At 62.8% G+C, this 13,496-nt stretch carries 14 protein-coding genes; 3 read left to right on the forward strand and 11 right to left on the reverse strand.

Going from position 1 to position 13,496, the window contains the following annotated elements:
• The first annotated feature begins 56 nt into the window (after positions 1-56).
• Positions 57-902, forward strand: a complete 846-nt coding sequence (locus SB822_RS36215) for a symmetrical bis(5'-nucleosyl)-tetraphosphatase (RefSeq protein ID WP_410856815.1) — start codon at positions 57-59, stop codon at positions 900-902.
• A 28-nt stretch (positions 903-930) separates the two neighbouring features.
• Here the strand turns inward: SB822_RS36215 and SB822_RS36220 are convergent, their stop codons facing one another.
• From SB822_RS36220 to SB822_RS36255, 8 genes are all read right to left on the reverse strand, one after another.
• Complete coding sequence (locus tag SB822_RS36220) at positions 931-1,788, reverse strand: lysophospholipid acyltransferase family protein (RefSeq protein ID WP_410856816.1); 858 nt, start codon at positions 1,786-1,788, stop codon at positions 931-933.
• Positions 1,789-1,837: 49 nt separating this feature from the next.
• Complete coding sequence (locus SB822_RS36225) at positions 1,838-3,115, reverse strand: dihydroorotase (RefSeq protein ID WP_410856817.1); 1,278 nt, start codon at positions 3,113-3,115, stop codon at positions 1,838-1,840.
• Between the two features lie 55 nt (positions 3,116-3,170).
• The gene (locus SB822_RS36230) at positions 3,171-4,211 is read right to left on the reverse strand and encodes an aspartate carbamoyltransferase catalytic subunit (RefSeq protein WP_042307408.1); all 1,041 of its coding nucleotides are present in this window, start codon (positions 4,209-4,211) and stop codon (positions 3,171-3,173) included.
• An 83-nt stretch (positions 4,212-4,294) separates the two neighbouring features.
• Positions 4,295-4,807, reverse strand: a complete 513-nt coding sequence (gene pyrR, locus SB822_RS36235; protein WP_410856818.1) for a bifunctional pyr operon transcriptional regulator/uracil phosphoribosyltransferase PyrR — start codon at positions 4,805-4,807, stop codon at positions 4,295-4,297.
• Positions 4,794-5,228 (reverse strand): Holliday junction resolvase RuvX, encoded by a 435-nt coding sequence (ruvX, locus tag SB822_RS36240; protein WP_410856819.1) that lies wholly within the window; start codon positions 5,226-5,228, stop codon positions 4,794-4,796. Before ruvX ends, pyrR begins: the two co-directional genes overlap by 14 nt.
• Complete coding sequence (locus SB822_RS36245) at positions 5,225-5,800, reverse strand: YqgE/AlgH family protein (RefSeq protein WP_410856820.1); 576 nt, start codon at positions 5,798-5,800, stop codon at positions 5,225-5,227. The genes ruvX and SB822_RS36245 overlap by 4 nt, the downstream gene beginning before the upstream one ends.
• A gap of 246 nt (positions 5,801-6,046) precedes the next feature.
• The gene (locus SB822_RS36250; protein WP_410856821.1) at positions 6,047-7,459 is read right to left on the reverse strand and encodes a hypothetical protein; all 1,413 of its coding nucleotides are present in this window, start codon (positions 7,457-7,459) and stop codon (positions 6,047-6,049) included.
• A 370-nt stretch (positions 7,460-7,829) separates the two neighbouring features.
• Entirely contained in the window at positions 7,830-8,000 is a 171-nt protein-coding gene (locus tag SB822_RS36255; protein WP_004186709.1) for a rubredoxin, read from the reverse strand.
• A 261-nt stretch (positions 8,001-8,261) separates the two neighbouring features.
• Here SB822_RS36255 and SB822_RS36260 point away from each other — a divergent pair, with 261 nt between their 5' ends.
• Both SB822_RS36260 and cysC read left to right on the forward strand, forming a co-directional pair.
• Positions 8,262-9,122 (forward strand): hydroxymethylpyrimidine/phosphomethylpyrimidine kinase, encoded by an 861-nt coding sequence (locus tag SB822_RS36260; protein ID WP_007589089.1) that lies wholly within the window; start codon positions 8,262-8,264, stop codon positions 9,120-9,122.
• Positions 9,123-9,485: 363 nt separating this feature from the next.
• Complete coding sequence (cysC, locus tag SB822_RS36265; protein WP_410856827.1) at positions 9,486-10,085, forward strand: adenylyl-sulfate kinase; 600 nt, start codon at positions 9,486-9,488, stop codon at positions 10,083-10,085.
• Between the two features lie 133 nt (positions 10,086-10,218).
• Here cysC and groL read toward each other — a convergent pair whose 3' ends face one another.
• The 3 genes from groL to SB822_RS36280 form a co-directional block, all read right to left on the reverse strand.
• Complete coding sequence (gene groL / locus SB822_RS36270; RefSeq protein ID WP_410856822.1) at positions 10,219-11,859, reverse strand: chaperonin GroEL; 1,641 nt, start codon at positions 11,857-11,859, stop codon at positions 10,219-10,221.
• Positions 11,860-11,902: 43 nt separating this feature from the next.
• Positions 11,903-12,193, reverse strand: coding sequence for a co-chaperone GroES (locus SB822_RS36275; protein WP_007589096.1), 291 nt, complete (start codon positions 12,191-12,193; stop codon positions 11,903-11,905).
• 805 nt (positions 12,194-12,998) lie between these two features.
• On the reverse strand, positions 12,999-13,496 hold a 498-nt coding region (locus tag SB822_RS36280; RefSeq protein ID WP_410856823.1), incomplete at its 5' end, for an RNA-guided endonuclease InsQ/TnpB family protein.

The following is a 13,496-nucleotide window of genomic DNA, read 5'->3' on the forward strand; positions in this document are numbered from 1 at the left end:
CGCGGTGCAGCCATATACGCGCGCCACCGCCCCCTTCGGACCACCATTTCTTACCGATGACCGTTTCCACCAGCTCCCCTCCCCTCGCTTTCGGCGATCTGCAGGGCTGCCGTACCCAGTTCCAGCAACTTCTCGCGAAAGCTGCGCCGCCCGCCGACGCGCCGCTCTGGTTCGCGGGCGATCTGATCAATCGCGGCGGCGAGTCGCTTGCGACGCTGCGCGACATCATCGCGCTCGGCAATCGCGCGGTGCCCGTGCTGGGCAATCACGACCTGCATCTGCTGTCGGTGTCGGCGGGAATCAGAAAGTCCAAGAAAGGCGACACGATCGATGAGATCCTCGCCGCGCCCGACGCCAAAGATCTGCTGCACTGGATCCGCCACCGCCCGCTCGTTCATTACGAGAACGGCATGCTGCTCGTGCACGCGGGCGTACTGCCTCAATGGGACGTGGATCTGACGCTGGAACTCGCCGACGAGCTGCAACGTGCGTTGCGCGCGCCGAACTGGAAAGAGACGCTCGCAGGCCTGTACGGCAACGAGCCGAACCGCTGGAAGCCGAGTCTCAAGGGCATCGACCGGTTGCGCCTGACGTGCACCGCACTCACGCGGATGCGCTTTTGCAATGCCGATGGCGTGATGGACTTCTCATCGAGCGGCGGCGTCAATTCTGCGCCGTCGGGTTTCATGCCTTGGTTCGACGTGCCGGGGCGCAAAACCGAAGACATTACCGTCGTCTTCGGACATTGGGCCGCGCTCGGCCTGATGGTCCGCGACAATCTGATCGGACTCGATTCGGGCTGCGTGTGGGGCGAGCAGTTGTCGGCCGTCCGACTGGCGCAGTCGCCCGCCGAACGCACGGTCACGCAGGTGGAATGCAAAGGCTGCCGCGCCGTCGCATAAACGCGAAGAATGAATGCTAACTGATGCGCTACGCGTGGCGCGTCATGTCAACGTCCGGATCGGCCAGCGGCTCTTGCGGATTTTTCGCTGCTGCAGCGGCGTCGATGAACTGCTGAGTCCGGTCCGCGATCTGGCCGGAGCGGCGCGCCTCGGGATCCTGCAGCGCGGCGAGCGCCGCGCCCACGGAAGCCTGCGCCTCGGCCGCCAGCAAACGCCGATCGGCGCCCGGCGCGAGCGGCGCGCCGACATACACATGCGCCGTCAGCGGACCTGCGCGCAACAGCGCATCGAGCGACTCGCCAAGTGACAGCTCGTCGATATACGCCGGCGCCGTCGACTGCCGGCCCTGCGCATCCTCGTACATCATGCACACGGGCTGCACCGGCCGTGAAGCCGACACCGCCGCCTGAAACATATTCGCGTGAAACGGCAGCAGTTGAACGCCGTCGGACGTCGTGCCCTCCGGAAATACGCACATCAGTTCGCCCGCGTTCAGCCGCTCGGCGAGTTCATGCATGATGCGTTTCGCGTCGCTGCGCTTCTCACGCTGAATGAACACGGTACCCAGCTGCTGCGCAAGCCAGCCGACCACCGGCCACTTGCGGATCTCGGCCTTCGACACGAACGGCGTCGGACGCCAGGCGTTGATCACGTAAATATCGATCCACGAAATGTGGTTCGCCACGACCAGCACGCCTTCGTCGAGCCGCGCGCCGTCGTTATGCACGACAAGGCGCATGCCGCACAACTGCAGCATGCGTAGCGACCACGCACGGTTCAGTTCCAGACGCTGCTGCGCGCTTGCGCGCGGAAAGCGCGTCCAGATGACCCACATACCGTGAAGCAGATGCACAACCAGTCGAATCTTGCGAAACGCGAGCTTCATGTTGCAAGTCTTCCGCTTATCTTTTCATTCTTGCCGATGTGCGACGCGCTCAGCGCTGCTCGAACGCCACCTGCCCCGACACGACTGTCGCGCGCACGCGGGCCGGCAGCTCATAGCCGAGGAAGGGCGTGTTGTGCCCCTGGCTCTTCAGTGCGCGTGGCTCGACGCGCCAATGAGCGTCGCGGTCGAACACGCACAGGTCGGCCGTCCCGCCGGCCTCGATACAGCCAGCAGGCAGCTTCAGCACGCCAGCGGGCGCGGCCGTGATGCGGTTCAGCGCCTTCGCGAGCGACACGCCCGCTTCGTCGGCCCACTTGAGCGTCAGCGACAGCAGCAACTCCAAGCCCGTCGCGCCCGGCGTCGCCTCGGCGAACGGCAACAGCTTCTCGTCGTCGTCGACGGGCGTGTGGTCCGAGCAGATCGCGTCGATGGAGCCGTCGACCAGACCCGCGCGAATGGCCTCGCGGTCACGCTGGGAACGCAGCGGCGGATCGAGCCGGAACTGCGCATCGAAGTAGCCAATGTCGATATCGATCAGATGCACATGGTTGATCGTGACGTCGCAGGTCACAGGCAGGCCTTCTGCCTTCGCCGCGCGCATGAGCTCGACGCCCGCCGCCGACGACACATGCGACAGATGTACGCGCGCGCCCGTCACGCGCACGAGTTCGAAGATCGTGTGCAGCGCGATCGTTTCCGCCGACACTGGCACGCCCGACAGACCGAGACGCGACGCGAGCGGACCGCTCGCCGCGACGCCGCCCTTCGCGAGATACGCGTCCTGCGGACGCAGCCATACCGTATAGCCGTAAGTGTTCGCGTACTGCAGCGCGCGCAGCAGCACCTGAGTATCGACGATCGGCGTATCAGCCTGCGAGAAGCCGATGCAACCGGATTCCGTCAGCGCGACCATCTCGGTGATCACCTGCCCCTTGAGCCCGACCGTCAGCGCGCCCAGCGGATACACGTGCGCGCGGTTCAGATTGCGCGCGCGGAACTTGAGCATTTCGACGAGGCCCGGCTCGTCGAGCACGGGATCGGTGTCGGGCGGACACACGAGGCTCGTCACGCCGCCTGCGAGCGCGGCGGCCGTTTCCGATTCGAGTGTTGCCTTGTGCTCGAAGCCAGGTTCGCGCAGCCGCGCGGACAGATCGACGAAACCCGGCGCCACGTACAAACCCTTCGCGTCGATCGTCCTGGCCGCGTTGAAATCGGCCGGCGCGCTGCCGACAGCAGCGATCTTGCCCGCCGCGATGAACACGTCCTGCTGCCGTTCGGTGCCCGCCGCCGGGTCGATCAACGTGCCACCTTGAATATGTATCTTCATGCGCTACCTTTTTTGCCTGCCTGTGCCTGATGTGGTTGCGTGAGCCGGGCGTTGATCAATCGTTGTTGCCCGCGACGATGCCCATCACCGCCATGCGCACCGCGATGCCGAACGTCACCTGATTGAGAATCACCGATTGCGGCCCGTCCGCCACCTGCGAGTCGATTTCGACGCCGCGATTCATCGGGCCCGGATGCATCACGATCGCATCGGGCTTCGCGAGCGCGAGACGCTCGGGTGTCAGCCCCCAGCTCTTGAAGTACTCCTGCGCCGACGGCAGCAACGCGCCGCTCATCCGCTCGTTCTGCAGACGCAGCATGATGATGACGTCGACGTCCTTCAGCCCTTCGTCGAGGTTGTGGAACACGCGCACACCCATCTGCTCGAGACCTCCCGGCAGCAGCGTGCGCGGGCCGATCGCGCGCACTTCGGGAACGCCGAGCGTGGTGAGCGCGTGAATGTCGGAGCGCGCAACGCGCGAATGCAGAATGTCGCCGACGATCGCCACGCGCAGATTCGTGAAATCCTTCTTGTAGTGACGGATCGTGTACATGTCGAGCAAACCCTGCGTCGGGTGTGCGTGACGGCCGTCGCCCGCGTTGATCACATGCACGTGCGGCGCGCAATGCTCGGCGATCAGATACGGCGCGCCGCTCGAAGCATGGCGCACGACGAACATGTCGGCATGCATCGCCGACAGGTTGTTGATCGTGTCGAGCAGCGACTCGCCCTTGCTCGTCGACGACGCGTTGATGTTCAGATTGATCACGTCCGCTGACAGCCGTTTCGCGGCGATCTCGAACGTGGTGCGCGTGCGCGTCGAGTTTTCGAAGAACAGGTTGAACACCGACTTGCCGCGCAACAGCGGCACCTTCTTCACCTCGCGGTCGGTCACGCTGACGAACTGCTCGGCGGTGTCGAGAATGTGATTGACGATCGCGCGCGGCAGGCCTTCGATTGTCAGCAGATGCTTCAGCTCGCCGTTCTTCGTGAGCTGCGGATTGCCCTTCAGGAAACCGTAGCGAAAACGGTCCGCTGACGCGGCATTGTCGGTCGAAACGGTGGAACCTTGGGAAACCGGGTTGGGCGTGTTCATGGGTGTTCCTGAATCAGACTGGGGACTGCGTGTGCTGCTGGTCGTTACAGCGTTGCGGGGCTGAGCGAGCGTTGCGTACCCGCTCAATCCGCGCGTGGCTCGGTGTGAAACGCGAGGCGATCGCCGTCGCGCGACAGCACGAGTGTCGAATTCGCCGGCACCTCGATCGTGCCGCCGACGAAGCGCGCCGCCACCGGCAACTCGCGCCCGCCGCGATCGGCGAGCACCGCGAGTTCGACCGACGCGGGACGCCCATAGTCGTACAGTTCGTTTAACGCGGCGCGCACCGTGCGGCCCGTGTACAGCACGTCGTCGACGAGCACGATGCGGCGGTTGTCGACTTCGAACGGCAACGAGGTCGGGCTGGCCTGCGCATGCAAGCCTTTCTTCGCGTAGTCGTCACGGTGCAGCGCGACGTTGATGACGCCGAAGATCGGCACGTTCAGGTCTTTGGCGAGACGCTCGGCCAGCCACACGCCGCCGCTGTAGATGCCGGCGAGCACTGCACCGTCCGGACCACCCAGCGCGTCGCCATAGACGGCGCGAATCTGTTCGAGCAAAGCGCGATAGAGCGCCTCGGCATCAATGGAGCTCATCGGAAAGTCCGTCCAGATATTGCTGAAGAATGATGCACGCGGCTTCGGCGTCGAGCATGCCCGCTTGTCTCGTTCCGCTACGAATACCCGCTTCCGCCTCGACCGACGAATAGCGTTCGTCGACCCACGTAACAGGCAGATTGAAGCGCCCGTTCAGCTGGTTGCCGAAGCGCTTGGCGAGCTGGGTTCTTTCGTGCGGAGTGCCATCGGGATGCATCGGCAGGCCGACGACGAGCGCGTCGGGTTTCCACTCGTCGATCAGCTTGCCGACGGCTTCGAAGCGATATTCCCGATTGCGGTTTTGCAGCACGACGAGCGGCCGCGCGCTTCGGGTAAGCGAATTGCCGACGGCAACACCGATACGTTTTTCGCCATAGTCGAACGCAAGCAGCGTCGCTTCACGTCCGGCTACACCGCTCATGCGTGGCCTGCTTCGCCGGAGAGCATCGAAGAAGAAATGCCGAGCAGCGCGAGCGCTGCTTCGAAGCGCTCCTCGGCGGGCACGTCGAACACGATTTTCGGGTCGGCCTGAACCGTGAGCCAGCCGTTCTTCGAAATTTCGTCCTCGAGCTGGCCCGCGCCCCAGCCTGCATGGCCGAGCGTCAGCAGAAAACGCTGCGGGCCCTTGCCGCTCGCGACAGCTTCGAGCACGTCTTTTGACGTGGTCATTTCGAGTCCGCCCGGCACTTGCATCGACGATGTATAGGTGCTTTCCGTAGCGTCGTGCAGCACGAAGCCGCGCTCGGTTTGCACCGGGCCGCCGAAATACACGGGGACATGCAGCAGAGGCTCGATCTCAAGCTTGAGATCGATACGGTTGAAGAGCGCCTCGAGGTCGATATCGGTCGGCCGGTTGATGACGAGACCGAGCGCGCCGCGCTCGCTGTGATCGCAAACGTAGACCACCGTTCCTGAAAACGTGGGGTCCGCCATGTTGGGCATGGCGATCAGGAACTGGTTGGTCAGATTGATGCGATCGTTACTCTTGGACATAGTCGGATTTTAGCAAAGACGGTGCGCGACTGCGGGGCCCGTGCGTTGCGCCAGAATCGTGCAGCGGGCTGTTCGCCGGTCTTTGCGGCCAAGCTGTCTGCAAGCGCGCGGCCGACGAGATCGCAGTCCATGAAACTGCACTCTATCACGCGCTCCGGCCTTGCCGGGAACGACGAGCGTGCGCTATCGCGCAGCGATTGACATAGCTCGAAGGCGCCGCGCCGCCTCGCCCACCTGGACGGTTCGCTATGCGCCGCCGCCCTGTTCGATGGCGCGTGTGAGCGCGGCCAGCACGTTCGTCGCCGACTGAGGCGCGACGCCCGCCGCCACCTTGTGCAGCATCGCCCGCAACGCCTCGGCAGCGGTTTCGAGTGAACGCGCGTCGGGCGCTTCGACCACGATATGCGCGCGCACGGCAGGTGTCGACACGCCGGCATGCGCCCGGCGGCGCCACGCGAGACCCAATGCATCGGCGAGCAGCGCGACCTGGCCGAGGCCGAGCGCCGACGCAGCGGCGCCCAGACGATATGCCGCATCGCCCGCCTGCAGCGCGGCGCTGGGGTCGGCTTTCTGCGGATTGTCGGCGGCGCGCGCGTAATCCCTGAGCGCAGCGATCGCGGCGTCGGCGGTTTGCAAAAAGTCTTCGTACGCGTTGGCATTGACCGTCAGCACGCCGAGTTCGCGCGTCATCGCGACATGCGCCGCCAGCGTCTCGGCCTGGTGCGCGCCCGCTTCCCACAGCGCTTCCGATGCCTGCGTGCCAGCGATATGCCAGTCGACCGTCAGACCGTAGTCGCGCAGCAGTTCGACGTGCTCGGTATCTTCCGCGGCTGCGCCGAATAGCGCGTAATCGCGCCACAACAGCGCGAGCGTCGCGCGCACCAGCGAGCGCGGCGCAAGCGGAATGCCGAGTTCTTCATCGGCGAGCGCCATGTTGCAACGCGCATAGAAGCGCCGCGTGTCGACGTCTTCGACAGAACGGCCGGTCGCGCGCAACGCGCGCGAACACGCCAATGCGAGACGCCAGAAATCGTAGGGATCGGGACCTGACAGGTCGACGAGACATGCGTCGAGATCGTCGAGCGCTGCATTGACTGCGCCCGCCACTGCGCTCGTGCTGACATGGCCCTTCGAGCGCAGCACAGGCAGCAGCGCCTGCTCGTAGCGCGCCCGCAGGTGCGCCAGGCGCGCAGCCGATTGCGAACGCAGCGAAACGGGCGGAACGGGCCGGCCGGCGAGCGCGATGTCTTCGAACGTGATGCTGTAGCCAGGCGTGTGCTGCGCGATATGCGTGCTGAGCGCGCAGTAATGCGCGAAAAGCGAGCCCGAGCAGCCAAGCTCGCGTAGATTGCGTCGTTCTAGCGCCGCACGAAACGCACGCAACGCCGCGCCGAAAGTAGCGCGCGCAGCCGCCTCTTCGGCGAGACCGCTTGCAGCCATCGGCGAGACGAGCAGCAATGCATCGGTGAAACGGTGCGCGGCGAGCCAGCCTGCGTCGCGTAACGCGCGCCCGGCGATCAGCAGTTGCGCAGTCATGTCGCGCCGCTGCTCGAACGCGTCGAGCGCGTCGGCAATGGCCTGCTCCGCGGGACGGACGGCGCCGCCGCGGGGATTCGGTAAAGCGTCGAGCGTATCGGGCGATGCGGATCGAAGGGTCATGAGCAGGCTGCAGGAACGCCGGCGTGGTCAGGCGGCATCGATACTGCGCCACCGGAACTGCCGCTATGGCGAAAGTAGTGCAATTGCCGGGCCACCGACCGCATAGCCCCGAAACGGTGCCGCTTTCTCAGCTTACGACATGACGCCGGCGGTACCGCTCAAGTTCGCAACCTCGCGATACTGAAAGCGCCATGCTCACGAAACAGCACCTGCCAGACCACCGTGATAAATCGCGAGCAAAGCTCTGTGACGCGTTATCTTGCGACAGCGCATGCGCGCCGATGTTCCAACGCGCGCGCAATCGATTCATTTCGAATCGATCGACCTTGCGTGGCGGGCAAGGATAGCCGCCACCGCCAAGGTGGATCGATCAGATCTGCACCATCTCGAAGTCTTCCTTGCGCGCGCCGCACTCGGGACAGGTCCAATTGATGGGAACATCTTCCCAGCGCGTGCCCGGCGCGATTCCTTCCTCTGGCAGACCAGCTTCTTCGTCATAAATCCAGCCGCAGATCAGGCACATCCAGCTCTTATATTCCATTCTTGAGTCGCGTCGAAAAGTCCGGGGAAACGGGAGCCATGATGGTACCGTGTTGCCGCCCCGATGCCTAGCGGATGCGGGGTCCGAGCGGTCGTCCGCGACACTTTGCGGCGTTATGTGTGACCGGACCCGCGGACAGATGCGAAAAAATGCCTCGCACGCGTATAAGGCCGCATAATTGAGCCGTCTGTGTGGGCTCTCGGGCGCATCGCGCGCCGGCTGTGACCCACGAACATTTCGCTCATCGACCACAAAAATTTCATGGCCAGCAACACCCCTCCGATCGTTCTCACCTTCGGCCTGTCCGACCCGACGGGCGGCGCCGGATTGCAAGCCGACCTGATGACACTTGCCAGCATGGGTTGCCACGGCGTGTCCGTGCTGACCGGCTACACGGTGCGCGACTCGGCGAGCTGCGACGAGGTCACCGGGCTTGACCCCGAAGTCGTGGCGACCCAGGCGAGGATGCTGCTCGAGGATATGCCCATCGCCGCCTTCAAGGTCGGCGCCGCCACGCGCGCGGAAGTGGTCAGCGCGATCGCCGAAGTGGTCGCCGATTACGACGACATCCCGCTTATCCTCGCGCCTGACTTCACGCTCGACGACGAGCATGTGCTCGCCGCCGACGAGCTGCGTGAAGCCATCGCCGATCTGCTCGCGCCGCAAACCACGCTGCTCGTCGCGGACACGACCGCCCTGCTCGCGCTCGCGCAGCCGGACGGCGACGCCGAAGCGCCGAGCCTCGACGCCGCGATCTCACATCTGCTGTCGCAAGGTTGCGAATACATCCTGTCGACGGAAACGGGCACGCATCGGCTCGTCAACACGCTGTTCAGCGAAGACGGCCAGTTGCGGCAGGACATGTGGGACCGTGGGCAGCAGCGGATCATGGGCATCACCGATACGCTCGGCGCCGCGATTGCCGCGCTGCTGGCTAACGGCCAGGAACCGGCCGAGGCGGTCCGTGAAGCACAGGAGTATCTGTTCCAGGCGATGCAGGCTGCGTTTCGACCGGGGATGGGGGCTTATCTTCCGGATCGTTTTTTCTGGGCGAGAAGCAGCGATGATGAGGTGCCGCTGGGCGGCGGGTCGGACGCGTCGCCGGGTGAAGCGCGGCACTAAATCCTGCGGCGCACGCGACGTTACGCAGCGCCGTGAGAATCGTTCCAGTCAAGCGTTAATTCGCAAATCACGTATTACAGCAGTAATTATCTGTTACAGCAGTCCTATTTCTTAGATACTACAATTACGGATTGTAATTATTTCCGCTGTCTGTTGAAGCCTCGTTCGACGCCAGTCGCCAAGGCGGCCCAACGGCAGACCGTCGAGCCCCTGACGGAAACATACGGACAATCCGAATTGGACGAACTTCATCCCAGCGCCGCGGCCGTCGCTTCCGAGCCGCGTGCCCACTGCGCCCAAACCAGCGCGCCAAATGGTCGCGCCGCTCGTGATGAGCAGGACGGCCGCCCGTCCGTCGAGCGCATTCAGCCGTTTGTACAACGCTTGAACGGCACCATCACCGGCCGCGACCGCGCATTGATGCTCGGGCACAGGCCCGTTACCGTATGGCTCACGGGCTTGTCGGGCGCCGGCAAATCGACGATCGCGTTCCGACTGGAGCGCGAACTGATGTCGATGGGACACGCGTGCTACGTGCTCGACGGCGACAACGTCCGCCACGGCCTGACAAGCGATCTCAGCTTTTCGAAAGAAGACCGGCGAGAGAACATCCGCCGGGTCGCGCACGTCGCGCAATTGATGAACGACGCGGGGCTGATCGTAATCGCCGCGCTGATTTCGCCGATGGGTGATGACAGAGCAATGGCCCGCGGCATCATCGGAACCGACAGTTTTGTCGAGACTTATGTGTCCGCTTCAGCAAACGATTGCGCGAAGCGTGATCCCAAAGGGCTGTATGCGAAGGCCCAGGCGGGAACCATCACTTCATTCACGGGCGTGTCCGCGCCCTATGAACCACCGCCGAATCCCGAACTGCTCATCGACACGACCACGCTGACAGAAGCGGATAGCGTGTCACGCGTGCTCGATCATTTGCGCCAACACTTTCTGCTGCAACGCTGAACGCTTCGCATGCATGCCTGCTAGCTAAAACTGAAGGACCAAAAGAAAAACCCGCATTTCTGCGGGTTTTTCTTTTGGCATGAGAAGCGCACCTCACGGCGCGCCTCTCACATGCATTCCAGTTACCCGGAAATTACATGTCCATGCCCATGCCGCCCATGCCACCGGGCATGCCACCACCCATCGGTGCGTCTTCCTTCGGCAGTTCGCAGACAGCTGCGTCCGTCGTCAGCAGCAGGCCAGCAACGGAAGCTGCGTTCTGCAGTGCCGTACGCGTCACCTTGGTCGGGTCGACAACACCGGCTTCCACCAGGTCACCGTACTCGCCCGTTGCTGCGTTGTAGCCGTAGTTGCCCGTGCCTGCTGCAACTGCTGCCACCACGACGCTGGCTTCTTCGCCGCCGTTCGTGACGATCTGGCGCAGCGGCTCTTCCATTGCGCGCAGAACGATCTTGATACCTGCGTCCTGATCAGGGTTGTCACCCTTCACGCTACCGATTGCGCTGCGTGCGCGGATCAGCGCGACGCCGCCGCCAGCCACGATGCCTTCTTCCACAGCTGCGCGCGTTGCGTGCAGTGCGTCTTCGACACGTGCCTTCTTTTCCTTCATTTCAACTTCGGTCGCTGCGCCAACCTTGATCACTGCAACACCGCCAGCCAGCTTGGCCACGCGCTCTTGCAGCTTTTCACGGTCGTAGTCCGACGTCGCTTCTTCGATTTGCGTGCGAACCTGCTTCACGCGCGCTTCGATGCTTGCTGCTTCGCCAGCGCCGTCGATGATCGTCGTGTTTTCCTTGCCCACTTCGATACGCTTCGCTTGACCGAGTTCGTTCAGCGTAGCCTTTTCGAGCGTCAGGCCGGTTTCTTCAGCGATGACCTGACCACCCGTCAGGATCGCGATGTCTTCCAGCATCGCCTTGCGACGGTCGCCGAAGCCCGGAGCCTTGACAGCCACCGTCTTCAGGATGCCGCGGATGTTATTGACGACCAGCGTAGCCAGTGCTTCGCCTTCGACGTCTTCAGCGATGATCAGCAGCGGACGGCCAGCCTTCGCGACCTGTTCCAGAATCGGCAGCAGATCACGGATGTTCGACACCTTCTTGTCATGCAGCAGCACGAACGGGTTTTCGAGAACGGCGACCTGCTTGTCCGGGTTGTTGATGAAGTACGGCGACAGGTAGCCGCGGTCGAATTGCATACCTTCGACAACGTCCAGCTCGTCTTGCAGCGACTTGCCGTCTTCGACGGTGATGACGCCTTCCTTGCCGACCTTGTCCATCGCTTCAGCGATGCGATCGCCGATCGACGTGTCGCTGTTCGCCGAGATCGCGCCGACCTGTGCGATTTCCTTGTTGGTCGTGCAGGGCTTGCTGATCTTGCGCAGCTCTTCGATTGCTGCTGCGACGGCCTTGTCGATGCCGCGCTTCAGGTCCATCGGGTTCATGCCCGATGCGACGTACTTCATGCCTTCACGAACGATCGACTGGGCCAGAACCGTTGCCGTCGTCGTGCCGTCACCGGCGTTGTCGCTGGTCTTGGAAGCAACTTCCTTGACCATTTGCGCGCCCATGTTCTGGAGCTTGTCCTTCAGCTCGATTTCCTTCGCGACGGAAACACCGTCCTTCGTGACCGTCGGGCCGCCGAAGCTGCGTTCGAGAACAACGTTACGGCCCTTGGGACCCAGCGTGACCTTCACTGCGTTGGCGAGAATGTTCACGCCTTCAACCATCTTGGCACGGGCGGAATCGCCGAACACGACGTCTTTAGCTGCCATCTTCTAACTCCTTGAATTCTTGAGAATGAACCGGGACAAGTGATTACTTGTTGACAACGGCCATGATGTCTTCTTCGCGCATCACCAGCAGTTCGTTGCCGTCGACCTTGACGGTCTGGCCTGCGTACTTGCCGAACAGGACGCGATCGCCGACCTTGACGTCGAGCGCGATCAGGGCGCCCTTGTCGTCACGCTTGCCCGGGCCGACAGCCAGGATTTCGCCTTGATCCGGCTTTTCTGCTGCGGCTTCGGGGATCACGATGCCCGACGCGGTCTTGGTTTCCTGATCCAGACGCTTGACGATCACGCGATCATGCAAAGGACGAAGGTTCATGGATAGATCCTCTCTTGATTGGGACTGAAGAACGCTGAGGTATGCCGGCTGGCGCCGCCAACCAGCGGAGTTGTTAGCACTCTCGTGCGGTGAGTGCTAATTATATGGACGAGGGATTACAAATTCAAGAAGAGACGTTGGAAGAGTCGAGATCCGCTTAACTTTGAACTTTGTTCACTTAAGTTTGAACCTTGCACCGCAGCAGAACTCCGACGAATCGGAATAATCTCCTTTTAAAACATCAACCTACCTACATCACGGGCCGACTTCGAGTTGACCTTCGCCCGCTCGCAATCCCGCCTCTCACCGCCCAAGTGCGTCGGGCAACTCAGACAATCGTTGCATTAGGGGAATCCCTGGCAAACGGACTGGCTACGCAAATAGCACCCACGTCCGGCGCGAGCATTGGCCCGTTGTCGACATTTTCTTGCCCACGCAACGTTTCGCACTACCCGCGTCGGGACCTTGGCTACGGCCCCGATCGCACGCGCCCCACTGCGTATCGGATCATCGAGCGCCTTGATCGCGGCATCGAGACACGCACAGTACGGGTCCTGATGGATATCTGGGGAGCTCACACGTGGCCGCTCGAGGTGCAAACTGGGGCCACAGCACGAGGCAGATTCCGACGCGCTTTGCCGAGAGCTGACGATACGCTATCCGGAGCTCGAGCAGTTTGTTCGTGACCGTCTCGACGACATCGTTCGTGCGACCGGTTCGGCAAACCACGCTTCAGCGCAGAGCTTCATCGGTCGCCTGCCTTCAAGAAACCTCGAATTTGCCCGCTACCTTGCACATGCCCGCTCTAAGCTGTCTGCACATTTCTGTGCACATCTCGCTTTTTCTGCTTCACCGAGACCGGTTTCACTGATGCCGAGGCGCCAGCCAGAGCCTTCCTCTCCACAGACTGCAACGCCAGAGCTTGGCGCCGAATGTTGATGGCCGCGTTCAGGTCGTGGTTCATCTTTAAACCGCAGCTGCACGACAGCACGCGGTCGCGCAGCGTGATTTCGTGAATCGTCCCGCATCCCGAACACGTCTTGCTGCTCGGATAAAAGCGGTCGATCACGATCACCTGTGCGCCGGTCATTGCGGCCTTGTATTCCAGTTGACGACGGAATTCGGAGAACCCGGCATCGGCGATCGAGCGCGCCAGAGAGCCATTGCGCAGCATTCCCGACACGTTCAAATCCTCAATGCCGATCGTTGAGTAGTTCGTCGCGAGTGTCGTCGTCAGCTTGTGCAAAGCATCCTTGCGGACGTTTGCGATACGCAAGTGCAGCCGGGCAAGCTTGGCTTTCGC

The sequence above is a fragment of the Paraburkholderia sp. SIMBA_054 genome (assembly GCF_046534875.1).
Lineage (GTDB): Bacteria > Pseudomonadota > Gammaproteobacteria > Burkholderiales > Burkholderiaceae > Paraburkholderia > Paraburkholderia hospita.

What these genes read in the sequence shown, in the direction of transcription:
- SB822_RS36255 (WP_004186709.1), bottom strand. Translation starts at nt 8,000, where the DNA reads ATGGAATATAAGAGCTGGATGTGCCTGATCTGCGGCTGGATTTATGAC.
- pyrR (WP_410856818.1), bottom strand. Translation starts at nt 4,807, where the DNA reads ATGAGCTCCATTGATGCCGAGGCGCTCTATCGCGCTTTGCTCGAACAG.
- SB822_RS36250 (WP_410856821.1), bottom strand. Translation starts at nt 7,459, where the DNA reads ATGACCCTTCGATCCGCATCGCCCGATACGCTCGACGCTTTACCGAAT.
- SB822_RS36245 (WP_410856820.1), bottom strand. Translation starts at nt 5,800, where the DNA reads ATGTCCAAGAGTAACGATCGCATCAATCTGACCAACCAGTTCCTGATC.
- SB822_RS36225 (WP_410856817.1), bottom strand. Translation starts at nt 3,115, where the DNA reads ATGAAGATACATATTCAAGGTGGCACGTTGATCGACCCGGCGGCGGGC.
- SB822_RS36220 (WP_410856816.1), bottom strand. Translation starts at nt 1,788, where the DNA reads ATGAAGCTCGCGTTTCGCAAGATTCGACTGGTTGTGCATCTGCTTCAC.
- SB822_RS36260 (WP_007589089.1), top strand. Translation starts at nt 8,262, where the DNA reads ATGGCCAGCAACACCCCTCCGATCGTTCTCACCTTCGGCCTGTCCGAC.
- SB822_RS36230 (WP_042307408.1), bottom strand. Translation starts at nt 4,211, where the DNA reads ATGAACACGCCCAACCCGGTTTCCCAAGGTTCCACCGTTTCGACCGAC.
- ruvX (WP_410856819.1), bottom strand. Translation starts at nt 5,228, where the DNA reads ATGAGCGGTGTAGCCGGACGTGAAGCGACGCTGCTTGCGTTCGACTAT.
- SB822_RS36275 (WP_007589096.1), bottom strand. Translation starts at nt 12,193, where the DNA reads ATGAACCTTCGTCCTTTGCATGATCGCGTGATCGTCAAGCGTCTGGAT.
- groL (WP_410856822.1), bottom strand. Translation starts at nt 11,859, where the DNA reads ATGGCAGCTAAAGACGTCGTGTTCGGCGATTCCGCCCGTGCCAAGATG.
- SB822_RS36215 (WP_410856815.1), top strand. Translation starts at nt 57, where the DNA reads ATGACCGTTTCCACCAGCTCCCCTCCCCTCGCTTTCGGCGATCTGCAG.